Annotated in this window: 23 protein-coding genes; 13 read left to right on the top strand and 10 right to left on the bottom strand. The window is 75.4% G+C overall.

The features are described 5' to 3' along the window. Positions 1-8: 8 nt before the first annotated feature. Positions 9-569, bottom strand: a complete 561-nt coding sequence (locus ACT7CP_RS12310) for a helix-turn-helix domain-containing protein (RefSeq protein WP_445442453.1) — start codon at positions 567-569, stop codon at positions 9-11. Between the two features lie 31 nt (positions 570-600). Here ACT7CP_RS12310 and ACT7CP_RS12305 point away from each other — a divergent pair, with 31 nt between their 5' ends. After that, positions 601-1,542, top strand: a complete 942-nt coding sequence (locus tag ACT7CP_RS12305) for a DMT family transporter (protein WP_445442452.1) — start codon at positions 601-603, stop codon at positions 1,540-1,542. A 94-nt stretch (positions 1,543-1,636) separates the two neighbouring features. Here ACT7CP_RS12305 and ACT7CP_RS12300 read toward each other — a convergent pair whose 3' ends face one another. Both ACT7CP_RS12300 and ACT7CP_RS12295 read right to left on the bottom strand, forming a co-directional pair. After that, positions 1,637-2,110, bottom strand: coding sequence for a DUF1772 domain-containing protein (locus ACT7CP_RS12300; protein ID WP_413963733.1), 474 nt, complete (start codon positions 2,108-2,110; stop codon positions 1,637-1,639). Then, positions 2,107-2,529 (bottom strand): ester cyclase, encoded by a 423-nt coding sequence (locus tag ACT7CP_RS12295; RefSeq protein WP_445442451.1) that lies wholly within the window; start codon positions 2,527-2,529, stop codon positions 2,107-2,109. Before ACT7CP_RS12295 ends, ACT7CP_RS12300 begins: the two co-directional genes overlap by 4 nt. 109 nt (positions 2,530-2,638) lie before the next feature. Between ACT7CP_RS12295 and ACT7CP_RS12290 the strand changes: the two genes are divergently transcribed. Then, positions 2,639-3,223, top strand: a complete 585-nt coding sequence (locus ACT7CP_RS12290) for a TetR/AcrR family transcriptional regulator (protein ID WP_445442450.1) — start codon at positions 2,639-2,641, stop codon at positions 3,221-3,223. Positions 3,224-3,236: 13 nt separating this feature from the next. Here ACT7CP_RS12290 and ACT7CP_RS12285 read toward each other — a convergent pair whose 3' ends face one another. Next, positions 3,237-4,958: a glycosyltransferase family 39 protein gene (locus ACT7CP_RS12285; RefSeq protein WP_445442449.1), complete on the bottom strand. Its 1,722-nt coding sequence runs from the start codon at positions 4,956-4,958 to the stop codon at positions 3,237-3,239. Here ACT7CP_RS12285 and ACT7CP_RS12280 point away from each other — a divergent pair. Beyond that, on the top strand, positions 4,957-6,144 hold the full coding sequence (locus ACT7CP_RS12280; RefSeq protein ID WP_445442448.1) for a ThiF family adenylyltransferase: 1,188 nt from the start codon (positions 4,957-4,959) through the stop codon (positions 6,142-6,144). The genes ACT7CP_RS12285 and ACT7CP_RS12280 overlap by 2 nt on opposite strands. A gap of 594 nt (positions 6,145-6,738) precedes the next feature. Here the strand turns inward: ACT7CP_RS12280 and ACT7CP_RS12275 are convergent. Next, positions 6,739-8,022 (bottom strand): hypothetical protein, encoded by a 1,284-nt coding sequence (locus tag ACT7CP_RS12275; protein ID WP_445442447.1) that lies wholly within the window; start codon positions 8,020-8,022, stop codon positions 6,739-6,741. 277 nt (positions 8,023-8,299) lie between these two features. Between ACT7CP_RS12275 and ACT7CP_RS12270 the strand changes: the two genes are divergently transcribed. The 4 genes from ACT7CP_RS12270 to ACT7CP_RS12255 all read left to right on the top strand — a co-directional run bounded on the left by ACT7CP_RS12270 (position 8,300) and on the right by ACT7CP_RS12255 (position 14,210). Beyond that, a complete protein-coding gene (locus ACT7CP_RS12270) occupies positions 8,300-9,784 on the top strand; it encodes a M20/M25/M40 family metallo-hydrolase (protein WP_445442446.1) in 1,485 nt (494 codons plus the stop codon). After that, positions 9,781-11,049 carry a glutamate--cysteine ligase gene (locus ACT7CP_RS12265; protein WP_445442445.1) on the top strand — a complete coding sequence of 423 codons (1,269 nt, stop codon included), beginning with the start codon at positions 9,781-9,783 and terminating at the stop codon, positions 11,047-11,049. Before ACT7CP_RS12270 ends, ACT7CP_RS12265 begins: the two co-directional genes overlap by 4 nt. A 102-nt stretch (positions 11,050-11,151) precedes the next feature. Further along, positions 11,152-13,170 (top strand): aldo/keto reductase, encoded by a 2,019-nt coding sequence (locus ACT7CP_RS12260; protein WP_445443987.1) that lies wholly within the window; start codon positions 11,152-11,154, stop codon positions 13,168-13,170. Next, a complete protein-coding gene (locus ACT7CP_RS12255) occupies positions 13,149-14,210 on the top strand; it encodes a LacI family DNA-binding transcriptional regulator (protein WP_445442444.1) in 1,062 nt (353 codons plus the stop codon). Before ACT7CP_RS12260 ends, ACT7CP_RS12255 begins: the two co-directional genes overlap by 22 nt. 29 nt (positions 14,211-14,239) lie before the next feature. Here ACT7CP_RS12255 and ACT7CP_RS12250 read toward each other — a convergent pair whose 3' ends face one another. Next, positions 14,240-16,420 carry an ATP-binding protein gene (locus tag ACT7CP_RS12250; RefSeq protein WP_445442443.1) on the bottom strand — a complete coding sequence of 727 codons (2,181 nt, stop codon included), beginning with the start codon at positions 16,418-16,420 and terminating at the stop codon, positions 14,240-14,242. Positions 16,421-16,716: 296 nt separating this feature from the next. On the opposite strand from ACT7CP_RS12250, the gene ACT7CP_RS12245 reads away from it, so the two are divergent. Together ACT7CP_RS12245 and ACT7CP_RS12240 are read left to right on the top strand one after the other, a co-directional pair. Further along, positions 16,717-17,067 carry a GntR family transcriptional regulator gene (locus ACT7CP_RS12245; RefSeq protein ID WP_445442442.1) on the top strand — a complete coding sequence of 117 codons (351 nt, stop codon included), beginning with the start codon at positions 16,717-16,719 and terminating at the stop codon, positions 17,065-17,067. 17 nt (positions 17,068-17,084) lie between these two features. Continuing rightward, complete coding sequence (locus ACT7CP_RS12240; RefSeq protein ID WP_445442441.1) at positions 17,085-18,026, top strand: DUF1648 domain-containing protein; 942 nt, start codon at positions 17,085-17,087, stop codon at positions 18,024-18,026. A gap of 34 nt (positions 18,027-18,060) precedes the next feature. Here ACT7CP_RS12240 and ACT7CP_RS12235 read toward each other — a convergent pair whose 3' ends face one another. From ACT7CP_RS12235 to moaA, 3 genes are all read right to left on the bottom strand, one after another. Beyond that, positions 18,061-18,396: a hypothetical protein gene (locus ACT7CP_RS12235; RefSeq protein WP_445442440.1), complete on the bottom strand. Its 336-nt coding sequence runs from the start codon at positions 18,394-18,396 to the stop codon at positions 18,061-18,063. A gap of 63 nt (positions 18,397-18,459) precedes the next feature. Beyond that, positions 18,460-18,726: a MoaD/ThiS family protein gene (locus ACT7CP_RS12230; protein ID WP_445442439.1), complete on the bottom strand. Its 267-nt coding sequence runs from the start codon at positions 18,724-18,726 to the stop codon at positions 18,460-18,462. A 1-nt stretch (position 18,727) separates the two neighbouring features. Beyond that, entirely contained in the window at positions 18,728-19,813 is a 1,086-nt protein-coding gene (gene moaA / locus ACT7CP_RS12225; protein ID WP_445442438.1) for a GTP 3',8-cyclase MoaA, read from the bottom strand. A gap of 93 nt (positions 19,814-19,906) precedes the next feature. Between moaA and ACT7CP_RS12220 the strand changes: the two genes are divergently transcribed. From ACT7CP_RS12220 to ACT7CP_RS12205, 4 genes are read left to right on the top strand one after another with little or no spacing between them, the layout of a single operon-like run. Further along, positions 19,907-20,419: a TOBE domain-containing protein gene (locus ACT7CP_RS12220; RefSeq protein ID WP_445442437.1), complete on the top strand. Its 513-nt coding sequence runs from the start codon at positions 19,907-19,909 to the stop codon at positions 20,417-20,419. Next, a complete protein-coding gene (gene modA, locus ACT7CP_RS12215; RefSeq protein ID WP_445442436.1) occupies positions 20,416-21,246 on the top strand; it encodes a molybdate ABC transporter substrate-binding protein in 831 nt (276 codons plus the stop codon). Before ACT7CP_RS12220 ends, modA begins: the two co-directional genes overlap by 4 nt. Beyond that, positions 21,200-22,048 carry an ABC transporter permease gene (locus tag ACT7CP_RS12210; protein ID WP_445442435.1) on the top strand — a complete coding sequence of 283 codons (849 nt, stop codon included), beginning with the start codon at positions 21,200-21,202 and terminating at the stop codon, positions 22,046-22,048. The genes modA and ACT7CP_RS12210 overlap by 47 nt, the downstream gene beginning before the upstream one ends. Before the next feature lie 14 nt (positions 22,049-22,062). Further along, complete coding sequence (locus tag ACT7CP_RS12205) at positions 22,063-23,118, top strand: ABC transporter ATP-binding protein (protein ID WP_445442434.1); 1,056 nt, start codon at positions 22,063-22,065, stop codon at positions 23,116-23,118. Positions 23,119-23,182: 64 nt separating this feature from the next. Here ACT7CP_RS12205 and ACT7CP_RS12200 read toward each other — a convergent pair whose 3' ends face one another. Beyond that, a complete protein-coding gene (locus tag ACT7CP_RS12200; RefSeq protein WP_414751297.1) occupies positions 23,183-23,533 on the bottom strand; it encodes a metalloregulator ArsR/SmtB family transcription factor in 351 nt (116 codons plus the stop codon). Positions 23,534-23,539: the final 6 nt, after the last annotated feature.

Here is a 23,539-nt window from a genome sequence, read left to right as displayed (position 1 = left end):
GCGGCCGGTCAGCTCACGACGATGCGCGTGAAGACGACGGCGTCGACGTCGCTGGCGTTCGCGTAGGCGTACGACCGGGCCGTGGAGAAGGCGACGTGCTGCCCCACGGCCAACGAGACGACGTCGTCCGCGCCGCGCTCGAGGAGGAGCGTGCCCGCCGTGACGAGGAGGATCTCGTGCCACCCCTCCGGGTCGGGCTGCGCGTCGTAGCGCTCGCCCGGGCCCAGGGACCAGGTCCAGAGCTGCGCCTCCGCCCGGGCCGGGACCGACGACATCAGCACCGCGACGCTCGCGGGGTGGCGTCCGCGCCAGGCGACCTCGTCGATGGCCGCGGGCGAGGCGCCGGGCGCGGAGACGAGCGCGGTGAAGGTCGTGCCGAGGGCCTCCGCGAGGCGGTCGAGCCCGATGAGGCTGATGTTCGCCTCTCCCGCCTCGACCATGACGATCGTGCGGCGGCTGATCCCGGACCGCTCGGCGAGCGCCGCCTGGCTGATCCCCGCGGTGTGGCGGACGCGACGGAGGTTGCCGCCCACGTGGACGAGGACGGCGGTCGACGGCGGCGTTTGCATGCGCAACATCTTGCACCATAGGGTGTGCAGGATGTTGCGCATTCCTTCGCCGCTAGCGATCCGGCCCTCCCGTCCCGAGTGGGCCCTCATCGGCATCACGGCGATCTGGGGCGGGACGTTCCTCGCGGTGCACGTCGCGATGGAGCACAGCGGGCCGCTCTTCTTCGTGGGGCTCCGGTTCCTCGCGGCGGGACTCATCAGCGCGGTCGTGTTCCGCCGGGTCCTCGCCGGGATGCGCCGCGTCGACCTGGGTGCGGGCGCGGCGATCGGCGTCATGATCTTCCTCGGCTACGGGCTGCAGACGTACGGCCTGCAGACGATCCCGAGCAGCACGTCCGCCTTCATCACCGCGCTCTACGTGCCGCTGGTGCCGCTCCTGCAGTGGGCCGCGTTCCGGAAGCGGCCCGGGGTGCCGGCGCTCGTGGGGATCGCGCTCGCCTTCGTGGGGCTGCTGCTCGTCGCCGGTCCGCAGCAGGGAGTCGCGCTGGGCGCGGGGGAGCTGGCGACGCTCGTCAGCACCCTGCCCATCGCGGCCGAGATCATCCTCATCGGCCTGTTCGCCGGACGCGTCGACGTCGGGCGCGTGACCGTGGTGCAGCTCCTCGTCGCCGGCGCGCTGTCGCTCGCGTGCATGCCCCTGGCGGGCGAGGCGATCCCGGCGTTCTCCTGGGTCTGGCTGATCGCGGCGCTCGCGCTCGGGGCGAGCAGCTGCCTCATCCAGCTCACGATGAACTGGGCGCAGCGCTCCGTCTCGCCCACGCGCGCGACCATCATCTACGCGGGCGAGCCGGTCTGGGCGGGGGTCGTGGGGCGCCTCGCCGGCGAGCGGCTGCCCGCGCTCGCGATCCTCGGGGCGGCGCTCATCGTCGCCGGGACGGTGGTCAGCGAGCTGAAGCCGCGGGCGCGCCGGGAGCCGGACGCGGTCGAGCCGGAGCGGATCGCCGCGGACGGGGACGGGCCGCCCGTCTCCTGAGGGATCGCCGGGGTGCCGCCCGCCGCCCGGTGCGCGGTCGCGCCGGACCCGGATCCGGACCCGGACCCGGACCCGGATCCGGGTCGCGAGCCGCTCAGAGCAGGATCAGGGTGCCGGCCACCGCGAGGAGCGCGAGCCCCTGCAGCGTGGCGCGGAGCACGATGATCCGATCCCAGCCGGCCTGCAGCGCTCTCGCGTCCGCAAGCGTCTCGCCCCGGTCGGCGGCGGCCGTGAGCCGGTGGTTGATCGGCGCGCTGATCCGCGCGTAGAGCGCGAGCCGCACGACGAGCAGCACGAGGGCCGCGCCCGCCGCCACGGCCGCGGCGGCGTGCCCCGAGAGCGCGGCGGTCACCGCGGCGGCGGCCGATCCGACGAGGCCGACGACGCCGGGGATCGGCATGCGCGCGTCGCCGTAGCGGTGCACGCTCCCCATCGCGGCGGTCAGAGTCCGGTCGTCGACGCGGGCGAGGGCCGGGCGCATCACGAGCGCGCAGAACGCGTCCGTGCCGAAGACGAGCCCGATCCCGAGGACGGCCGCGAGGGCGGCGAGCTGCGCCGCGAGGATCACGACCGGGCCTCGCCGCCGCCGAGCTGCGGCAGGACGCCGACCTGCTGGAAGACCTCCATGAGGTTGAGCTCGTCCCAGTGCTCGGAGAGGAGGCCGTCCTCGACGCGCCAGATGTCGATGCTCCGCATCTCGACCCGGGCGCCGGTGGCGGGGATGCCGAGGAGCTCGCCGCGGTGTGTGCCGCGGTACACGAAGCGGCCGACGACGCGGTCGCCGGCGATCACGACGTCCTCCACGGTCACGACGACGTCGGGGAGGCCGGCGAAGAACATCGACCAGAAGGCGCGGTTCGCCTCGCGGCCGTCGGCCACGACCACGTTGTGGTTGACGTAGTCCGGGGCGATGAAGCGGTCGACGAGGTCGGCGTCGTGGGTGTTGAGCATGTCGAGGTAGGTCTCGACGAGTGCGCGGGGGTCCATGCTGTCCTCTTCTCGTATTGCTAGCGGCGCTAACTGCTAGCAACGCTAACGGCGACGACCGCAGCCGTCAAGACTGGCGCTCGCATCGCTAGCGGCGCTACCATCCGGCATGACCATCGAAGACCGACGCGCACGCGAGCGGGCCGCACGGCGTCGCCTCATCGCCACCACCGCCCGGGAGGTCGCCGAGCGGGAGGGCTGGGAGGCCGTCACCACGCGGCGGCTGTCGACCGAGATCGAGTACAGCCAGCCGGTCATCTACAAGCACTTCGCGTCGCTCGACGAGATCACCGACGCCGTGGCCCTCGAGGGGTTCGCCGAGCTGGCGACGGCGCTGCGCGAAGCGCGGGAGGCGGCGGGGCCCGCGGACGCCGCCGGGGCCGTGCACGCCGTGGCCCACCGGTACGCGCGGTTCGCGACGGACGCGCCCGCCCTCTACGACGCGATGTTCAGCAGGCGGACCCGCCTCCGGTTCGGGGAGGCGGCCGTCCCCGAGCTCACGGCGGCCTTCGCCGAGCTGCGCGCCGCGGTCGAGCCGGCGGCCGGCGACGCGGAAGCCGAGCTCCTCACCGAGGCGGTGTGGGCGGCCCTGCACGGGATCGTGGTGCTCGATCGCGGGGGGCGGCTGCATCCCGACCAGGGCGCCGCGCGGATCGACCTGCTCGTCGACCGGCTGGTGCCCCGCCCGGCCTGAGCTGCAGCGCGGCTCAGCCTGCGGCGGGTCGGCCCGCGGCGATCCGCTCGTAGCGCTCGACGTTCGCGTTCTTCACGTGCCAGTCGTCGGTCTTGGCGAAGCCGCGCGGGGTGAGCGCCTCCGCGACCTCGGGTCGGATGTCCTGCTTGTCGCTCGTGACGAGCCACACGACGTCCGCGCCGTCGACCTCGTCGACCCGGTCGGCGAGGGGGTACGCCTCCTCCCAGAGACCGTCGGTGTCGCCGGGCGGGGTGCGCAGCAGGATGTCGTCCATGCCGCGGAAGGCGTCGGGGTACGTGTAGGCGACGACGCGCGAGGTGGCCTTCGGGTGGCGGCGGACCGGTCCGAAGATCACGGCCTCCGCGGTGCCGGGCGCCTCCTGCGCGCGCTCCGCGGTGACGATGCGCGCGATGCCCGCCCAGTCGGCGTCCGCCTTGCGCGTGGTGCCGCGGTCGTGCGCGACCTGCACGAGCGACAGGGCCACGAGCCCGGCGGTGACGATCGCGACCGCGGGCTTCCACCGCAGCGCGAGGATCCCCACGGCCATGAGCATCGCGAACGCGGGGGCCGTGTACGCGAGGTACCGCGGCGAGTACAGCGGCGACGTGAGCGTGGACGCGTAGACGAGCAGCGTGGTCGGCACGACGAGCCACACGACCGCGAGCTGCAGCAGCGTCGGCGACCAGCCCGCGTGGAGGTACGCCGACTCGAAGGCCGCCATCTCGCCCACGGGCTCCGCGGTGGAGGCCCGGCGGGCGCGCACCAGGCGGATCCCGCGCCGCACGAGCATCGCGAGGCCGAGCAGCGCCAGCGGCCAGGCGACCCAGGCGAACGCGGCGTTCTCGGGGAACAGCTGCGTGAGGATCACCTGCCCGGGCGTCTTCGGGCCGATGGGCTTGATCCAGCCGACCTGCCCGGACTGCGCGGTGACCACGTCCACGAGCGGCAGCGACAGGAGCCCCGCCGAGATGGAGGCGATGCCCCAGCCGAGCAGGGAGACCATCATCGGCCGGAGGGTGCGGCGGCCCGCGCGGGCGGAGGCGATGGACCACATGATCACGGCGCCGTGCGCACCCACGAGCAGGGCCAGGTAGATGAAGGTGGACGCGCCGAACCACGCGATGAGGCCGTACAGCGCCCACCACGCGGCCTGCACCCGGGGCGGCGAGCCCGCGCGCCTCGCCGCCAGCACCAGGACCACGGTGAGCGCGACCGCGATGAGCGTGCCGAGCGCGAAGGATCGGCCCTCCGTGCCCATCCAGGCGGAGCGCGGGATGACGACGAACGCGATGCCCGCGACGACGCCGGTGGCGCGCGTGGAGACGGTGCGCGTGAGGAGGACCACGCCGGCGGCGGCGAGCCCGACGAAGACGGCGCTCGGGAACCGGAGCGACGTGGGTGAGTAGCCCACGAGGTCGAACCACACGTGCATGAGGGCGTAGTAGAGGCCGTGCACCGCGTCCACCGTGCTGAGCATGCGGAGGAGGCCGTCCCAGTCGCGCGTGGCCGACACGACCGTGGCGGCCTCGTCGTACCAGACGGACGGCTGCCCGGCGAGGGGGAGCGCGAGCAGGAAGCCGAGCAGGCCGATGAGCCAGGCGTCGCCCCAGCGGCGGTGGTGGAAGCGGCCGAGGGGGCCGGAGGGACGGCCGCCGCGGGTCCCGTCGGCGGGCCGTCGTACGCTGGGTCCGGTCGACGCGGGTCCGCGTCCGCCGTCCGTACGGAGGTCTGTCATGGGGTCGTCACTGCCGCTCGTCGATCTGGACGGCACGCACCCCGGGGGGCGGGGCCTGGGTGGTCATGGCTCCGGGCGGGATGCGCACGAGCGGCGCGAACGGCACTCCCGGCACCTCGCCCTTCCCGGCGTCGGGATGGGGGGTCAGTCCCGCATCGACCGCGCGCGCGTCCTCGTGATCGGCGCGGGCGGCCTCGGCTCCCCGGTGCTGCAGTACTTGGCCGCGGCGGGGATCGGGACCCTCGGAATCGTAGACGACGATGCTGTGGACCTCTCGAACCTCCAGCGCCAGACCATCCACGGCACGCCCGACATCGGTCGACCGAAGACCTCGTCAGCGGCGGATTCGGTGCACCGGACGGACCCCGGGATCGAGGTCGTGGAGCACGCCGAGCGGCTGACGAACGACAACGCGCTGCGGATCCTCGGCGGATACGACGTGGTCGTCGACGCCACCGACAACTTCGCCACGCGGTACCTCATCAGCGACGCGGCGGCCCTCGTCGGCATCCCGTGCGTGTGGGGATCCGTGTACCGGTTCGACGCGCAGGTCACCGTCTTCTGGGACGCGGCGCCCGACGGCCGGGGCATCGACTACCGCGACGTGTTCCCCGAGCCGCCCGCCGACGGCGCCGTGCTCTCCTGCGAGGAGGCGGGCGTGTTCGGCGCGGTCTGCGGCACGGTCGGCTCGCTGATGGCGACCGAGGTCATCAAGCTCGTGACGGGCGCGGGCCAGCCGCTGCTCGGCCGGGTCGTGGTGCTCGACGCCCTGGCTGGCACGAGCCGCACCATCGGCGTGAAGCGCGCGAAGGGCCGCCAGCGGGTCACGGCGCTCGCCGACTACGACCTGTTCTGCGGCGTGGGCGCCGCGACCGACGGCACCGAGCTCGACGCGGAGGAGGTGGAGCGGATCCTCGCCTCGGACGAGCCCGTCGTCCTCCTCGACGTGCGCGAGCCCGACGAGCGCCTCGCCGACTCGATCCCCGGCCACGTCGCGGTCCCGGTGCGCATCGTCACGGTGGATCCGGGGGCTGTGCCGGGCGCCGTCACCGACCGGGTGGTCGTCTACTGCGCGTCGGGCGTCCGCTCGCGGGCGGCCGCCGCCGCGCTCCGCGAGGCGGGGCGGGACGCGGTGAGCCTGCGCGGCGGCATCCAGTCGTGGCGGAGCGTGGCGGGGAGGGCGTGATCGATTTACAGCACTTGCTGGGGGTAGCAGACGTCTACGGCAGAGGTCGCACTGATCTGAATTCCTCTTCGGGCAGCTCGACGAAAGCCCACGTCAGCGTGAAGCTCCTCGGGCTGAGCGATAACCGCCTCTCGACTGAGAAGTAGAGCAGATCACCACTGCGGACGATCGTGGGAAAGTGCGTCTCAAACCGCAAGAGCGACGAGGCCTGGTCAGGGGAGACCTCATTGCTCCGCACCTCGATGTCCTTCCCAGACGAATTGCGAATAGACCAGCTTCCTTCACGAGACTGTCTCGGTGCTCCCCAGGCACTTCTCCTGCTGGACGTTGCGAGCTGTTCCTGCGCTGCCGCCAGCCGGATCAAGGCTTGCTGCGCTTCATGGCCTGAATTCCTTGCGCTTCTTGCTTGAACAAGAGCGATCACAGCACTGGCGACTGCAGCTATAGCCGCCGTGATGCTCACGATGTCTGTCATATCCATGTTCTCTCCCTCATCGGGTCTCCGCGGGGCGGGCGTAGCGGGGGAATGTCGGGCCCCGATTCGGGCACGACATCAGGCCACGATCTCGGGTATACCGATACCGAACTCGCTGATTAAGAATGTGGTACGTCAGGCTCATCGCCAGAATGGGAGCTGTCTCTCGTCTCAGCGCCCTTGCGACGGCGCAGCGCGCCTTCCGCGAGCTTGAGCGACAGGCCGTCGGCCGCAGCGCGGCCTCTGCCGAACGCCGCCGCCCCGAGGCGGCGGGCGGTGTCGACACCCTCAGCGCCCTGGCCACGTGCGGAGTCCCACGTGTCGCCCACGGCAGTCAGCCAGCGTCGGGCCTCCAGCGACTCGCGCTCGTCGGCGACGCCGAGAAGGCCGTTGAACTGGACCACGCCTGTCGCAGCGCGGTTGCTCGAACCCACGACGGCGCGCGAGTCGAACGGGTTGAGCAGCACCTTGGCGTTGGCCGTCCCGGCCGCCGCGTCCATGCGCTCCAGCAGCCGGTCGGTCGTCCGGCCGATGACGGCGAGCCGGTTCTGGCGGACCGTGCGCAGGCCGAGCCGGTGCTCGTCCAGTTCCTCCGGGGACGCGTCGAGGACGCGGTCGAGCTCGAGCACGGCGACGGCGTCCTGGAGCTGGAAGCACCGGGCGATCACGGCGAGCCACTCGCGGACGGTCGCCTCCGCGTCCTTCGTCACCTTCACGAGGTCGTCGACCTTCGTGGTGCGCTCCATCTTCTCGGCCAGGGCGTCGAGCTGGCGGAGCGCGTAGCCCTGCGTCCGCGCGAGCGTCTGCGTCGTGCCCTGCGCCTTCGACCACGTGATGTCGGAGACCCGGCCGACCCGCTCCCGGATCAGCGTGGCCTCGTCGACGACCATCTCGACGCCGATCATGTCGGCGAGCACGGCGTCCTTCTGCCCGCGCAGGATGTCGTCCACCTTCGCGTCGATGACGGCGAGGTAGTCGCTGATCTCGTCCATCGTCTGCTGCATGGCGTACTGGGCCATGATCCCCGCGGCGCCGGAGAGGATCGCGGGATTGGTGAGGTACGCGCCCGGTCCGCGGGCGAACTCCACGATGCCCTTGATCCTGTTGCCGTCCATGATCACGCCGCGTTCGAGGTTCGGCACGGAGCCCTTCATGGCCGAATGAGCGTCGAGGAGCTTCCTCGACTTGTCGGAGAGCTTCACCCACCGCCCGTGGTTCTCCGCGATGACGGATCCGGCCTGCGCCGCGGCCGCCGCCATGCCGACGACGGGCGCCAGCCTCTCGAGCCCGAGATCCCGCCCCTTCGGTAGCTCGTTCGCCGCGAGGAACCGCTCCACCGCGCTCGGCTCGCCGATGACGGCGAGGCCGTCTCCATCGCTGATCAGCTGGACGTCGTCATCCACGGGGGCTCCTCGTTCGATGCGGGCGGGGAGCCCGGCGGGTATGAGGCGAGTCTGTCACCGGCGGCGCCCGGCGCCCCACCCCCGAAGGGAGCACGTGCTCGCCGCGGTCGGGCGTGCGCCAGCACCCGGTCCGTCGTGTCGGGACAGGACGTGGCCGCCGATCGGATGCCCATTCCGATCCGCCGGTCCGTTGTCAAGGCCCGGATGCCTCCCCGCGCGTCCCGCTTGGCTCGAGGTGCCGCGTCGACGCCGACGCCGGACGCGACGAGAGGACAGCATGACGACGACACCCCCCGCCCCGGCCCACCTGACCGCCGCCCCGGGCATCTGCCCGAGCGCCGCCGACGACGACGTGGCCCGGTTCCTCCGCGAGCGGTCCGGCGAGCTCGTCGCCGCCCTCGCGGAGTGGGTGCGCATCCCGTCGATCTCGGCCGAGGAGGCGCACGCGGTCGACGTCGAGCGGTCGGCGCACTGGCTCGCGGGCGAGCTGCGGTCGCTCGGGTTCGCGACCGAGCTGATCCCGACCGGATCCGCGGTGGCGGTGCTCGCCGAGCGCCGCGTGGACCCGGCCCTCCCGACCGTGCTCGTCTACAGCCACCACGACGTGCGCCACGCGAAGCCGGAGGAGTGGTCGGAGACCGCGCCGTTCGAGCCCGTCCTCCGCGACGGGCGCCTGCACGGGCGCGGGGCGTCGGACGCCAAGGGCCAGGTCCTCGCGCACGCGTGGGGCCTCCGCGCGCACCTCGCGGAGCGCGGCGACCGGGACGCCGCCGTGAACCTCGTGCTGCTCGTGGAGGGCGAGGAGGAGATGGGATCGCCGCACCTCGCCGAGCTCCTCGACCAGCACGCCGACCGCCTCGCGTGCGACGCCGTCGTCTTCTCGGACACCCTGCAGTGGAAGGGCGGCGACCCCGCGGTCGTGTCGTCGATGCGCGGCATGGTCAGCGCGACCCTCCGGATCGCCGGCCCGAAGCGCGACGTGCACAGCGGTGCCGCCTCGGGACCCGCGCCGAACCCGGTGCACGTGCTCGTCGACGTGCTCGCGCGCCTGCACGACCCGCGCGGGCGGATCGCCCTGCCCGGGTTCCACGACGACGTCGAGGAGCCGACGCCGGAGCGGCGCCGCCAGCTGGAGGAGCTGCGGTTCGACACCGGCACCTGGATCGAGCGCACCGAGACGCGCAGCGTGACGGGCGAGGACGGCTTCACCGTGGAGGAGCGGCTGTGGGCGCGGCCCTCGCTCGAGGTGCTGTCGGTGCTCGCGGGGGACCCGACGGGGATCCAGCGGGCGGTGATCCCCGCGGAGGCGACGGCCGACCTCAACGTGCGGACGGTGCCCGCGCAGCGCGTGGCGACCGTGGCCGAGCAGCTGCGCGCGTTCTTCGCCGAGCACATGCCGGACACCGTCGCGTACGAGCTGGAGGTCGCGGAGGAGACCGGGCAGGAGCCGTACGTCACGCCCGAGGGGCCCGCGATGGACGCGCTCATCCGCGCCATGGAGCGCGGCCATGGGACCCCGACCGCCGGGCGGATGGGCAACGCGGGCGGCGGGCCCGCGGAGCTGCTCGCCCGCGTGCTCGACGCGCCCGTCCTGTTCCTCGGCACGGGCCTGCCGGAGGACCACTGGCACGCGAGCGACGAGAGCGTCGACGTCCGGATGCTGCTCGACGGCGCCGCGTCCATCGCACACCTCTGGACGGAGCTGGGGGCGGCGCTCGGGCCCGGCGGCGGCGACGCGGCCGGTGCGGCGGGTCCGCGATGAGCGCGACGACCGGATCCGCGGCCCCCGCGCCGATGCCGCCCGCGAGCCCCGCGCCGCCTGGCCGGCCCGCGACGGCCCACGTCCCGCCGCCGGCCACGGCCCCCGTGCCGCCCGGCGCCCGGGTCGTCCGCACCGTCGGGGTGGAGGAGGAGCTGCTGCTCATCGACGCGGAGACGCTGCAGCCGGCGCCGGTCGCGGGCGACATCATCCGCGGGCCCGGCTCGGTCGACGGGGGAGACGCCGCCGCCGTCACCGCGCGCACCGCGGACGGCCTCGTGCCCGGCGCCCTGCTGGAGCTCGAGGTGAAGCACGAGCAGATCGAGGTGGTCAGCCCGCCGCTGCGCACCCTGGACGAGCTGCGGGACGCGGTGCTGTCCGGGCGGCGGGCCGCGGACCGGGCCGCCGGCGAGGTCGGTGCGCGTGCCGTCGCCGTGGCCACGAGCACCGTGCCCTGCACTCCGCACGCGGTCCCCGGCCCGCGGTACGACCGGATGATCGAGCGCTACGGCCTCACCATGACCGAGCAGCTCACCTGCGGCTTCCACGTGCACGTCGCGGTCAGCTCGGACGAGGAGGGCGTGGCGGTGCTCGACCGGATCCGGCCGTGGCTGCCCGTGATCCTGGCGCTCAGCGCGAACTCGCCCTTCTGGCAGGGCGGCGACACGGCGTTCGCGAGCTACCGGTACCAGGCGTGGGGCCGGTGGCCGTCGGCCGGGGCGTACGACGTGCACGGATCCGCCGCCCGCTACGCCGCGTCGCTGGGGGAGATGCTCGCGGCCGACGTGTCCCTCGACATCGGCATGGTCTACTCCGACGCCCGGCTGTCGGCGCACTCGCCGACCGTGGAGACCCGCATCGCGGACGTCTGCCTGCGGCCGGAGGACGCGGCCGTGATCGCGGTGCTCGTCCGGGCGCTGGTGGAGACCGCCGCCGCCGAGTGGCGGGCGGGCATCCCGGCGGACGACGTGCCGACCTCGCTGCTGCGCCTCGCCACCTGGCGCGCGAGCCGCTCCGGCCTCGACGACGACCTGCTGCATCCGGTGACGCGCCGGCCCTGCCGGGCGGCGGACGCGGTGGCGGCGCTCCGCGAGCACGTCCGGGACGGGTTCGCGGACGACGCCGAGCGGCGGGCCGTGGCGGAGGGGCTGGCCGCGGTCCTCGCGCGAGGGAACGGCGCCAGGCGGCAGCGGGAGATCATGGCGCGGGCGGGGAGCTGCGAGGCCGTCCTGGCGGAGATCGCCGACGCCACCATCGGGGAGGCGTGAACGTTCACGACCGCATCCCGCCCGCGCCCTTGACCCTCGCGGAGCGGACCCCGTAGCGTCGTCGTGAACGTTCACGCCGACGACGCCGCGAAGGGCCCCACCATGACCGACCCCACCCCGACCACCCCGACCGCACCCGGCTGGGCGGTCCTCGGCCCGGGCTCCATCGCCCGCCGCTTCCTCTCCCAGCTGCCCGCGAGCGAGCGGGGCGCCCGCCTCGTCGCCGCCGGCAGCTCCAGCCCCGAGCGCGCGGAGGCCTTCGCGGCCGAGGCCGCCGGCGAGGGCTTCGCCGACGTCACCGGCGGCGGCTACGACGCCGTCCTCGCGGATCCGGACGTCCACGCCGTCTACATCTCCACGGTCCACACCGGCCATGCCGACCTCGTGATCCGCGCGCTCGACGCCGGCAAGGCCGTCCTCTGCGAGAAGCCGCTCGCCGTCAACCACGGCACCGCGATGGCCCTCGTCGACGCGGCCCGCGAGGCCGGCCTCCCGCTCGTCGAGGCGTACATGTACCGCTTCCACCCGCAGACCGCGGCGCTCCTCGAGCTCCTCCGGGACGGGGTCATCGGCGACGTCGCGCACGTCGACGCGTCCTTCTCCTTCCGCACCGGATCCCGCACCGGCCGCCTCTACGACCCCGCGACCGCGGGCGGCGGCATCCTCGACGTGGGCGGCTACACCGTCACGGCCGCGGCGGCCGTCGTGCAGGCCGCGACCGGGATCGCCGTCGCCGAGCCCCTGACCCTCGAGGTCGACGGCACGGTCGGCCCGACCGGCGTCGACGAGTGGTCCGTCGCGCGGGCAACCTACCGCGGCGGGATCACCGCGACCCTCCGCACGGGCGTCGCCCTCGACGAGCCGCAGGCGCTCACGATCCTCGGCAGCCGCGGCCGCATCCACCTCGCCGATCCCTGGACCCTCGGCGGCGAGCCGGCGATCGTGGTCTCCGTGGTCGGCGAGGAGCCGCGCACGCTGACGTTCCCCGACGCGAAGCCGTACGCGATCGAGGCCGACGCCACCACCGATGCGCTCGCGGCCGGCCTCGGCGAGGCCGCGCAGATGACGCTCGACGAGATCCTCGCGACCGCCCGGACGCTCGACCGCTGGCGCGCCGCCCTCGAGCTCCGCTACCCGTTCGAGGCCGAGGACGCGGACATCCCCACCGTCTCCGGCCGCCCGCTGCGCGTCCGCGACGACAGCCCCATGCTCTACGGCGAGATCCCCGGCGTCGGCAAGCGCATGTCCCGGCTCGTGATGGGCGTCGACAACCAGCCCGACCTCGCCCACGCCTCGGCGATCTTCGACCACTTCGTCGAGCAGGGCGGCAACGCCTTCGACACGGGCTACATCTACGGCGGCGGCGTGCTCGAGGGGCGCCTCGGCACGTGGATCCGGAACCGCGGCATCCGCGAGGACGTCGTCGTCATCACCAAGGGCGCCCACACCCCGCACTGCGACCCGGAGTCGCTCACGAGCCAGCTGCTCGAGAGCCTCGAGCGCCAGGGGACCGACTACGCCGACATCTACCTCATGCACCGCGACAACCCCGACGTGCCGGTGGGGGAGTTCGTCGACGTGATGGACGAGCACCAGCGCGCGGGGCGGATCCGCTCCTACGGCGTCTCGAACTGGACGCCCGAGCGCTTCGACGAGGCGCAGGCCTACGCGCAGGCGAACGGCCGGGCGGGCTTCCAGGCGCTGAGCGACCACTTCGGCCTGGCCGAGGCGTACGACGTGCCGTGGGCCGGATGCGTGCACGTCACGGATCCCGCCTCCAAGGCCTGGCTCGAGGAGCGTCAGATCCCGCTGCTCCCGTGGTCGTCGCAGGCCCGCGGCTTCTTCACGGGCCGCGCCCGCCCGGACGACCTGAGCGACCCGGAGCTCGTGCGCTGCTACTACGGCGACGACAACTTCGAGCGCCTGCGCCGCGCCGAGGAGCTCGCGGCCGAGCACGGCGTGCAGGCGACGGCGATCGCGCTGGCCTACGTGCTCGCGCAGCCGTTCCCGACCTTCCCGCTGTTCGGCCCGCGCACGATCTCCGAGGTCCGCTCCTCGATGCGCGGCCTCTCGGTCGAGCTCACCCCGGAGCAGGTGGCGTGGCTGGACCTCCGCGGCTGAGCGGTCCGGACGAGGCCGGGAGGGGCGCGGCCGGGAGGGGCGCGGCCGGTCGCGAGGCGGCCGGCCGCGCCACCATCCACGACGTCGCATCCGCCGCCGGGGTCTCCCGCCAGACCGTGACGCGCGCGATGAACGGCATGCCCGGCATCAGCGAGGCCACCAAGCGGCGCGTGCTCGACGCCGCCGAGGCGCTCGCGTACCGGCCGTCGCGCTTCGGCCGCGGGCTCGTGACGGGCGGGGACCACCAGCTCGGCCTCGTCGTCGACGACCTGCGGAACCCGTGGTCGCCCGAGCTCGCGGCCGCGGTCGTGCGGATCGCCGCGGCCCGCGGCTGGAACGTGTCGCTCGCCGACGTGGGCCTCGCGGCCGACTCCGACCGCATGGTCCAGGCGCTCGGCGCGCAGACCGACGCCGTCATCGGCACGCTCGGGTTCCGCGCGGCCGAGTGGATCGCCCGGCTGGGCTCCGTGCCCGTCGTGGAGCTGGATCCGCATGCCGCACCCCTCCGCGCCGCCGTGCAGCTGGATCCCTCGGAGGCGATCGAGGCGCTCGCCGATCACCTGGCCGCGTCCGGGGTGCGCCGCCCGGTCGTGCTCGACGCCGCGGTCGCCGTCGGCCCGAGCGCGCGCGCCGCGCTGCTCCTGCGCGCCTTCCAGGCCCGGTCGATGGAGGCGACGATCGTCCGCGCGCCCGCCCCCACCGCCGAGGCCGCCGCCGCCGCGACCGAGCGCATCGTCGCGCGCCCGCGCACGGCCGACGCGATCGTCGCCTTCAACGACGTGTGCGCGCTCGGCGTGCTCTCCGCCTGCCGCCGCGCCGGCGTGGACGTGCCGGGCGAGGTGCGCGTGGTCGGCATCGACGGGCTGTCCCTCGGGCGCCTGCTCGCGCCCACCCTCACGACCCTCGCGGTGGACCTCGACGAGCTCGCCCGCCACGCGCTCGACCTCGCGGTCGCGATGATCGCGGGCGAGCTGCCGCGCTCGGGCCCCGAGGTGGTGCGCACGGTGCGGCACCAGCTGGTGGTGCGCGAGTCGGCCTGAGGGCGGGCCGATAGGGCGGATCCCGGGCGTCAGCGCGGCGCGCGGGCCGCCGGTCGCGGGACGGTCGTCCACAGGTCGACCGTGTCGTCGCCGTCGAGCCCGAGGGCGGCCGCCATCTCGTCCGGTGAGGACGCGACGATCGTGACGGCCGTGTCCGACTGGGGATCCCCGGTCCGGATCACGATGCGGCTGGACCGCACGGGACGGAGCCGCTCCGCCACGTCGTCGAGCAGGGCGTCGAGCGCCGCGGGTGCGAGGTCGTCCAGGCCGCCGTCGTCGAGGACCTGCACGAGCGCGCCCCGTCGGCGGTGGGCGCGGATGACCCGGCGCAGGGCGTCGTTCAGGAGGCGCCGGCCGCGGATCTCGTCCCGCAGGGTCTGCTCGAGGACGCGGCACTCCGCCCGCGACGCGTCGTCCAGCTCGCCGTCGCGCTCGACGATCCGACGGAGCACGGGCGCGACCTCGCTCTCCGCCCTGCGCAGCCGGTCCTGCCGCTCGAGCTGGTACGCGTCGAGCTCGGCCTGCCAGAGCAGGGTCTCCCGCTCGGTGGCGGCGGCCCGCTCCGTCGCGTCGGTCACGCGGCGGAGCGCCCGGTGCAGCAGGAGGCCGGCGGCGACGAGCACGATCTCGGCGGCGAGGCCCAGGCGCACGACGTCCGCGGGGCCGCCCCAGACGGCGATCGCCGCGACGAGGAAGGCCGTCGCGACGAGCGGCGGCAGGCGGTGGCCGGCCATCCACACCAGGACGCAGCCGGCGAGCACCCCGCACGTGAGCCAGGCGATGGTCACGGAGTCGACCTCGCCGGGGGCCAGCCCGATCGTGCCGGTCACGCAGATCCCGCCGCCGACGGACGCGAGGGTCCAGGCGGTGCGCGTGCGCATCCGGCCGGTGCGCGCCCCGCGGATGAGGAAGGGCATCGCGGTGAGCCCGAGGGCCGCCGCGATCATGGGCCCGACAGCCCGGTAGACGAGCGCGGCCTCCAGGGTGGCGGCGACGATCGCGCCCATGGCGAGGCCGATCATCGTCGCGTACAGGACCCGCCGAGGGACGAGGCTCTCGCGCGTCGCGTCGACGGCGGCGTCCGCCGGGGGAGGGGCGTCGTCCGGCCGCCACTCGAGCACCACCGTGGTGCCGCGGCCCGGCACGGACCGGACGTCGGCGTCGCCGCCGACCTGCCGCATGCGCTCGAGGATCGAGACGCGGACCCCGAGCTGGTCCGGCTCGAGGTGCGCGGGGTCGAAGCCGCAGCCGTCGTCGCGGACGCGGATCCGCAGCCCGCCGTCGTGGGTCGGCGCGGCCGTCGCGGTCCGCACGGTCACGGCGCCGGCGTGCGTGACGCTGTTGCTGAGGGCCTGGATCATGGCGGAGACGAGGGCGTCGGCCACCGCGGACGGCAGCTCGACGGCGGCCACCCGGGCGAGGTCGAGCCGCGCGAGGCCCTCCAGCGGGGCGATCTCGCGCTCGGCCGCGGCGACGGCGTCCCCGAAGCGCACCGTGCGGGATCGGGCATCGGGCCCGCCCGCAGTGTCGGAGACGATGTCGAGGGCGGAGCGGGCCATGCGCGCGACCCGGTCGGGCGCGTCGCGGCCGGCGGCGGACAGGAGGGCCGCGAGGACGGTGTCGTGCAGGAGCGCGTCCGTGCGCACGCGCTCCGCGGTGAGCGCGGCCCCGCGGCGCGAGCCCTCGAACAGCGCCCGGGCCCGGCGCTCCGCCGCGTCGGCCCGGCTCGCCCGCACGCGCAGGGCCCGGACGCCGAGCACGAGGGCCGCGGCGATGGCCGCGAGCCCGACGGCCTGGATGACGAGCTCCGGGGTGGGCAGGCGGCCCGCGTAGATCGCGGCGACGAGCACGACGCACGCCCAGCAGGCGGCGAGGGCACGGCGCGGGTCCTCCACCCCGATCGCGATGCAGCTGAACCCGATGCACGACAGCGCGACGAGCCACGGCGCCGCGTCGGGGAGCGTCGACCCCGCGATCCGGAGCGGCTCGAGGGCGATGAGCACCGCGTAGAGGAGGGCCGACAGGTGCAGGCTCCGGTACGCGGGCAGGCCGCGCGGCACGAGGGACGCCGGCACGGCCGCGATCATCAGCGTGGCGAGGCACACCGCCACGGCCATGGGGGGCGGGGCGATGTCCGCGTCCTCCACCGCGAGCGCGGGGAGCGACAGCAGGGCGAGCAGGGGGCCGATGACCGACAGCGTGCGGACCATCCCGCGCTCCACGCCCGCGCGGATGGGCGCCTCCGCGATGAGGCGCGCCACATCCGGCCCGACCGCGCCCCGGCGCAGACGGAACCCCCGCCTCCGACGCCGCGCGTCGGAGGGCCGCCCCCCGCGGTCCTCCATGACCCCACGCTAGGGCGCGACGGTGCGGGATGCGAGCGCGGGCGCGCGACCGGGGCCGCATGGGGGCGCCGGGGACGGGAGGTCGTGACCATGACCGTCATCGTCGCCGCCACGCACGCTGCCCTCTGGCGTGCACACCATTGTTCGCATACAATGCAAACATGCTGATCACGGTGGACCCTGCCGCCCGCGCCTCGCTCGCCGAGCAGGTGGCCACGCAGATCCGCCATGCCATCGCGCGCGGGGAGCTCGCGAGCGGGGAGCGCCTGCCGTCGGCCCGCGACCTCGCGGCCGCCGTCGACGTCAACATGCACACGGTCCTCCGGGCGTACGCCGCCCTCCAGGACGACGGCCTCATCGAGCTGCGGCGTGGTCGCGGCGCGACGGTCCTGCGTTCCGGCAACGCCTCGTTCGACCGCCTGCGGACCCTCGTCGAGGAGCTCCGCGACCAGGCGGAGACGCTCGGGGTCCCCGTCGACGACCTCGTCACGATGATCAAGGGAGCACGATGATGCACGAGACCGCAGCCATGACCACCCGGACGCGCGTGGCGGTCGTCGCCCCCGGGGTGGTCGTCGCCCTGGCCCTCGTCGTGGCGGCGGTCGTGCTCGCGCCGTCGCTGCCGGGTCGCGTCGCGATCCACTTCGCGGCCGATGGGCAGCCGGACGGGTGGGGCTCGCCGTGGGTCCTCCTCGGGATCGCGCTCGGCCTCGCCGTCCTCGGGGTGGTGGTCGCCGTCGTCAGCCTCGGGGCACGGGATCGGCGCACCGCGGCGACGTGGCTGCTCGTCGTGCACCTGCTCGCGGGCAGCCTCGCCGCCGCGTGGATCGCGATCGCGGCGAGCGCCGCAGTCGGCGACGGCACGCTCCCGATGTGGTGGGCCGCGGTGATCCTGGGCGTCGGCGCGGTGGCCGCGGCGATCCCCGCGCTCGCGCTGATCCGCGGGGCCGCCCCCGTCCCCGCCCACGACGTGCCGCCACTCGCGGTCCCCGCCTCGGCCCGGGTCGCCTGGCGCGCGCACGCGGGCAGCGGCTGGTTCGCCGGCGTCGGCGCCCTCGTCCTGGCCCTGGGGATCGGCGTCGCCGTCGCGGCTCCGGCGACCGGCGCGGGGAGCGCCGCGCTGGCCGCCGTCCCGCTGCTCGTGGCCGGCCTGTCGATGCTCGCGCTCGCTCGGGTGGAGGTCACGGTCGACGCGCGGGGGCTCCGGGTCACGTCCTCATGGAGCCGGATCCCGGTGATGCGCGTGCCCCTCGACCGGATCGAGTCGGGCGGCTGGGAGGACGTGTCGCCCGGCCAGTGGGGCGGCTGGGGCCTGCGGCTCTCGGGTCGCGGCGTCGCGTACGTCACCCGATCGGGGCCCGGCCTCGTCGTCCGGCTCCGGAACGGCCGGGCGCGGCTCGTGACCGTCGCGGACGCCGAGCGCGGGGCGGCTGCCGTCGCGACCCTGGTCGCCGCGCGCGGGGCCGCCTGACGGCGCGGGCGCGGACGGCATGGGCGGTCGGCGGTCAGGCGCCCGCCGCGCCCGCCGCCCGCTCGGCGCCGAGCAGCAGGAGGAGCGAGCCGAGCCCGACGACGGCGATGAGGATCATGAGCCAGGCGAGGGCGACGTTCCGCGTGCGGACGGGGCGCACGGTCCCGGCGACCACGAGCATCGCGGCGTAGAGCAGGGCGGTGGCGGCGATCCCGACCGCGGGGATCCACGTCTCGAGGTCGAGCGCCGCCACGAGCAGCGCGATCGTCACCGCGGCGAGCAGCCCGGCCGGGACGAGCCAGGCCCGCCGTCGTCCGCTCCGGATCGCGGGCTGGCCGCGGACGCGCGTGGGGTCGATGTCGTCGCTCATGCCCCAGCCTCCCGCGTCCGCGGGCCGACGCCTACGGGGCGGGGGCCGCGGATCCGCGTCGGATCAGCCGCCCGAGAACGGCGGCAGCACGTCCACCGCGCTGCCGGCGGTGAGGGGCGCGTCGCGGTCGGTGGTGGCGACGCCCTCCACGAGGTAGGAGCAGCGGGCCAGCACGGCCGCGGCGTTCGCGGGGTCGTCGGTCGTCGCGCCCTGGGCGCCGAGCGCGTCCATGAGGTCGCCGAGCGCGGCGCCGTCGGGCAGGTCGACCTCGTCGGTCGTGCGGCCGAGCGCGGCGGCGGCGGCGGCGAAGAGCTCCACGGGCACGATCACGTCAGCCCCCGATCGCGCTCATCGAGCGGGCGGGCTGGATGAAGTCGGCGTCGTCCATGCCGTGGCCCTTGGGCTTCGCCCACATCGCGCCGCGCCAGAGGTCGGCGATCTCCCGGTCGGAGGCGCCGGAGCGCATCGGCGCGAGCAGGTCGGTCTCGGTGTGCGAGAAGAGGCAGCTGCGGACACCGCCCGTGGCGGTGAGGCGCGTGCGGCGGCAGTCGGCGCAGAACGGCTCGGTGACGCTCGCGATCACGCCGACGCGGCCGAGCATCGCGGTGCCGGCGCCGCCCTCGCGGGAGTGCACGCGCCACAGCTCCGCGGGGGCGCCGTCACGCGGCTCCTCGTCGGGCACGAGCGTGAAGCGCTCCGAGAGGCGCGCGCGGATCTCGGCCGCCGTGATCATCTCGTCCCGGTCCCACGCGTGGTCGGCGTCGAGCGGCATCTGCTCGATGAAGCGGAGCTGGTGGCCGCCCTGCACCGCCCAGGCGAGGAGGTCCGCGGCCTGGTCGTCGTTGACGCCGCGCACGAGCACCGCGTTGATCTTGATGGGCGCGAGCCCCGCGGCCGCGGCGGCGTCGATCCCCTCGAGCACCCGGTCGAGGAACGGCCTGCGCGTGATGAGGCGGAAGGTCTCGGCGTGCACGGAGTCGAGCGAGACGTTGATCCGGTCGAGCCCGGCGTCGGCGAGCGCCTGCGCGCGGGAGGAGAGGCCGATCGCGTTGGTGGTGAGGGAGATCTCGGGCCGGTCGGGGAGCGCGGCGCACGCGGCGATGATCTCGATGAGGTCGCGGCGGAGGAGCGGCTCGCCGCCCGTGAAGCGTACCTGGCGCACCCCGAGGTCCCGCGTGCCGATGCGCACGAGCCGCTCGATCTCGGCGAGCTGCAGCGCCTGCCGGTCGGGCGTGAAGGGCAGCCCCTCGGCCGGCATGCAGTAGGTGCAGCGGAGGTTGCAGCGGTCGGTGAGCGAGATGCGGAGGTCGGTCGCGCGGCGGCCGTGGGCGTCGAGGAGCGTCGGGTCGTCGGGCCGGGCGGGACCCGGCGCGGCGGCGGGACGCGGCATCGCCGGCATCCCCAGCGAGGTGCTCATGGGACCAGGCTACGCGGGCGTCGCGGCGGGGCCGACGCGGACCGGATCCGGCTCGTCGTCGCGCGCCGCGGGTGCGGTGCCTAGGATCGGTCCATGACGCAGAAGAGGGACCGCAGGTCGTCGCGCGCCGCGGATGCCGAGGTGCCATCGGACGCCGCACCCGCTCCGACGCCGTTCCGCTACCGCGTGAGCGAGGCCGCCGCGCTCATCGGCGTGAGCGACGACACGCTCCGGCGCTGGGCCGACGCCGGACGGCTCGACCTCGTGCGCGGGGAGGGGCGGCTGATCCAGGTCGACGGCGTGCAGCTCGCCCACCTCGCGACGGAGCTCGCCGCGGACGGGGCGCTCGCCGCCTCCGCCGCCCGCGGCCCGCAGGCGTCGGCGCGGAACCGCATGGCCGGCATCGTGACGCGCGTCGTGCGCGACGGGGTGATGGCGCAGGTGGAGATCCAGGCGGGACCCTTCCGGATGGTGTCGCTCATCAGCCGCGAGGCCGCCGACGAGCTCGGCCTCGAGGTCGGCGCGCCCGCCGTCGCGACCGTGAAGGCCACGGCCGTCGGCGTCGAGCTGCTCGCGCCGGACGCGCTCACGGGCGGGCGGGCGTGATCCGCGCGGGCCGCTCGCGCCGCGGGCGCCGGCTCGCCGTCGTGGGCGCGGCCCTCGCGGCCGCCGGGCTCCTGGCCGCGTGCTCCTCGGGCGGATCCGCGCCCGTCGCCTCCACCGCCCCCCGCTCCGACCCCACTGGCCCCGACGCCCTCACCGGCGCCCTCGTGGTGCAGGCCGCCGCGTCGCTCACGGGCAGCATGGACGAGGTCGCCACCGACTTCTCCGCCGCGCACCCGGGCGTCACAGTCACCGTGACCTACGGCGGGAGCTCGACGCTCGCGCAGGCGATCGTGCAGGGCGCGCCCGCCGACGTCTTCGCCGCCGCGTCCGACGCCACCATGCGGACCGTCGTCGACGCGGGCGAGGCGGCCGCGGATCCGCGCGTCTTCGCCCGCAACGCCCTCGAGATCGCGGTGCCGCCCGGGAACCCCGGCCGCGTCGCCGGGCTCGCGGACTTCGCCGACGCCGACCGCACCTTCGCCCTCTGCGCGCCCGAGGTGCCCTGCGGTGCGGCGGCCGCGACGGCCTTCCAGGAGGCGGGCGTGACCCCGCGGCCGGACTCCCTCGAGCAGGACGTGCGCGCCGCCCTCACGCGCGTCGAGCTCGGCGAGGTGGACGCCGCGGTCGTGTACGCGACCGACGTGCGGGCCGCGGGCGACCGGGTCGAGGGCGTGCCGCTGCCCGCGGACGTCGACGTCACCACCGACCTCGTCGTCGCGCCGCTCGCCGGATCCGCATCGCCCGAGGCCGCCCGCGCGTTCGCCCACTTCGTGGCCGGCGATGCCGCTCGCGCCCGCTTCGAGGCCGCGGGGTTCCGTGCGCCGTGACGAGCGGGCCGACCGCGTGCCCGTCCTCCTCTGGATCCCCGCCGGCACCGCCCTCGCCGTCCTCGTGCTGCCGCTCGTCGCCCTCGTGGTGCGCGCGCCGTGGGCGACGCTGGGGGAGCGGCTGGCGGAACCCGCCGTCGCCCGCGCGCTCGGCCTCTCGCTCGGCAGCGCCCTCGCGGCCACCGCGCTCAGCCTCGTGCTCGGGGTGCCGCTCGCGTTCGTGCTCGCGCGCTCGGCCGGGCGCCCGCCGGTGGTGCAGCGGATCCTCCGCGCGCTCGTGACCGTGCCGCTCGTGCTGCCGCCCGTGATCGGCGGCGTGGCCCTGCTCCTGCTGCTCGGCCGCCGCGGGCTCGTGGGCGGGCCGCTCGAGGCGCTGACGGGGATCACGATCCCGTTCACGACCGCCGCCGTGGTGATCGCCGAGACCTTCGTGGCCATGCCGTTCCTCGTGCTCGCGGTGGAGGGGGCGCTGCGCGGCGCCGACCGCCGCTTCGAGGACGCCGCCGCGACCCTCGGCGCGAGCCGCGGGACCGTGTTCCGCCGGGTGACCCTGCCGCTCGTCGCGCCCGGCATCGGCGCGGGTGCGGTGCTCTGCTTCGCGCGCGCCCTCGGCGAGTTCGGGGCGACGCTGACCTTCGCGGGCAGCTTCCCCGGCGTGACGCGGACGATCCCGTTGGAGGCCTACCTGGCGCTGCAGACGGATCCCGACGCCGCCGTCGTCCTGAGCCTCGTGCTGCTCGCGGTGTCGGTCGTCGTGCTGGTGTCGCTCCGCGACCGGTGGACGTCGGGGGTGCGCGAGTGAGCGGGGCGGTCTCCGTGGACCCCGGCGTCCCCGTCGGCGGCCTCGCGGCGCGCGTCGTCGTGGAGCGCGCCGCCTTCCGGCTGGACGTCGACGTGCGCGTGCCCCCCGGATCCGTCGCCGCCGTCGTCGGGCCGAACGGGGCCGGGAAGTCGACGCTGCTCCGCGCGCTCGCCGGGCTCGTGCCGCTCACCGCGGGACGCGTCGCGCTCGACGGCCGCGTGCTCGAGGAGGCGGGCGCGGGACGGGCCGTGCGGATCCCCGCCGAGGGCCGGGGCGCGGGCGTCGTCTTCCAGGACCACCTGCTCTTCCCCCACCTGACCGCGCTCGCGAACGTGGCCTTCGGGCCGCGCGCGCAGGGCGTCCCGCGGGCCGACGCCGAGGACCGCGCCCGCGCGCTCCTCGACCGGCTCGGGATCGCGCACCTCGCCGACCGCCGGCCCGCCCGGCTGTCCGGCGGGCAGTCCCAGCGCGTCGCGCTCGCCCGCGCGCTCGTGCTGGAGCCGCCGCTGCTGCTCCTCGACGAGCCGATGGCCGCGCTCGACGCGGGCACGCGGCTCGACGTGCGCGACCTGCTCGCCGAGGAGCTGCGGCGCTTCGGCGGGGCGGCCGTGCTCGTGACGCACGATCCCGTGGACGCGCTCGCGCTGGCCGACCGGATCCACGTGCTCGAGGGCGGCCGCGTCGTGCAGGAGGGCGCGCCCGCGGAGGTCGCCGCGCGGCCCGCGACGGCCTACGTCGCGCGGCTCGTGGGCATGAACCGGATCGAGGGGAGGGACGCCGCGGGACGCCCGACCGTGCTGATCGCGGCGCCCGGCGACGTGCGGCTGTCCCGCGGGTCCGACGGCCGGCCCGACGACGCGGCCCACGTGCGCCTCGCGGGGGTCGTCCACCGCGTGGAGGCGGCGGCCGGCCGGATCCACGTCACGCTGCGCCTGCGCGCGCCCGCTGCCGGCGGCCTGATCCCCGACGCGGGCGCCGAGGTCACCGCCGAGCTCGATGCTGCCGCCTTCGCCGCGCTCCGGCCGGCCGCGGGCGAGGAGCTGCGCGTCGGGATCCCGCGCGTCGCCTGATCGGCCCGCGGGTCAAGCGCCGGGCCCGTCGCCCGCCTGCGTCCGCGCGGCTCGACCGCCCTGCTCAGACGGTGGCGATGAGCCCCGCGAGGGAGTCGAGCGCACCGGGCACGAGCCGGTAGTAGGCCCAGATGCCGCGCTTGTCACGACTGAGGATGCCGGCGTCGACGAGGACCTTGAGGTGGTGCGACACAGTCGACTGGCCGAGCCCCAGGGGCTCGGTGAGGTCGCAGACGCAGGCTTCCTGGCCGTCGTGCGCGGCGACCATCGAGATCACGCGGAGCCTGGCGGGGTCCGCGATCGCACGGAGTGACCGGGCGAGCTTGTCGGCGTTGTCGGCGCTCATCGCCTCACGGGTGAGCGGTGCGCAGCACGCGGTCACGTCCGTGATGGGGAGCATGTCGAGGGCGGCCATGCGATC

The sequence above is a fragment of the Clavibacter rahimiani genome (assembly GCF_052654495.1).
Note: the sequence above shows the minus strand (reverse complement) of the source record. Positions and strands in the feature narration are given on the sequence as shown.

Bases quoted from the DNA above. Each gene is read 5' to 3' on its own strand.
- ACT7CP_RS12310 (WP_445442453.1), bottom strand. From the start codon at position 569: ATGCAAACGCCGCCGTCGACCGCCGTCCTCGTCCACGTGGGCGGCAAC.
- ACT7CP_RS12305 (WP_445442452.1), top strand. From the start codon at position 601: ATGTTGCGCATTCCTTCGCCGCTAGCGATCCGGCCCTCCCGTCCCGAG.
- ACT7CP_RS12295 (WP_445442451.1), bottom strand. From the start codon at position 2,529: ATGGACCCCCGCGCACTCGTCGAGACCTACCTCGACATGCTCAACACC.
- ACT7CP_RS12290 (WP_445442450.1), top strand. From the start codon at position 2,639: ATGACCATCGAAGACCGACGCGCACGCGAGCGGGCCGCACGGCGTCGC.
- ACT7CP_RS12280 (WP_445442448.1), top strand. From the start codon at position 4,957: ATGGGGTCGTCACTGCCGCTCGTCGATCTGGACGGCACGCACCCCGGG.
- ACT7CP_RS12285 (WP_445442449.1), bottom strand. From the start codon at position 4,958: ATGACAGACCTCCGTACGGACGGCGGACGCGGACCCGCGTCGACCGGA.
- ACT7CP_RS12270 (WP_445442446.1), top strand. From the start codon at position 8,300: ATGACGACGACACCCCCCGCCCCGGCCCACCTGACCGCCGCCCCGGGC.
- ACT7CP_RS12265 (WP_445442445.1), top strand. From the start codon at position 9,781: ATGAGCGCGACGACCGGATCCGCGGCCCCCGCGCCGATGCCGCCCGCG.
- ACT7CP_RS12260 (WP_445443987.1), top strand. From the start codon at position 11,152: ATGACCGACCCCACCCCGACCACCCCGACCGCACCCGGCTGGGCGGTC.
- ACT7CP_RS12250 (WP_445442443.1), bottom strand. From the start codon at position 16,420: ATGGTCCGCACGCTGTCGGTCATCGGCCCCCTGCTCGCCCTGCTGTCG.
- ACT7CP_RS12245 (WP_445442442.1), top strand. From the start codon at position 16,717: ATGCTGATCACGGTGGACCCTGCCGCCCGCGCCTCGCTCGCCGAGCAG.
- ACT7CP_RS12240 (WP_445442441.1), top strand. From the start codon at position 17,085: ATGACCACCCGGACGCGCGTGGCGGTCGTCGCCCCCGGGGTGGTCGTC.
- ACT7CP_RS12235 (WP_445442440.1), bottom strand. From the start codon at position 18,396: ATGAGCGACGACATCGACCCCACGCGCGTCCGCGGCCAGCCCGCGATC.
- moaA (WP_445442438.1), bottom strand. From the start codon at position 19,813: ATGAGCACCTCGCTGGGGATGCCGGCGATGCCGCGTCCCGCCGCCGCG.
- ACT7CP_RS12220 (WP_445442437.1), top strand. From the start codon at position 19,907: ATGACGCAGAAGAGGGACCGCAGGTCGTCGCGCGCCGCGGATGCCGAG.
- ACT7CP_RS12210 (WP_445442435.1), top strand. From the start codon at position 21,200: ATGCCGCTCGCGCCCGCTTCGAGGCCGCGGGGTTCCGTGCGCCGTGAC.
- ACT7CP_RS12200 (WP_414751297.1), bottom strand. From the start codon at position 23,533: ATGGCCGCCCTCGACATGCTCCCCATCACGGACGTGACCGCGTGCTGC.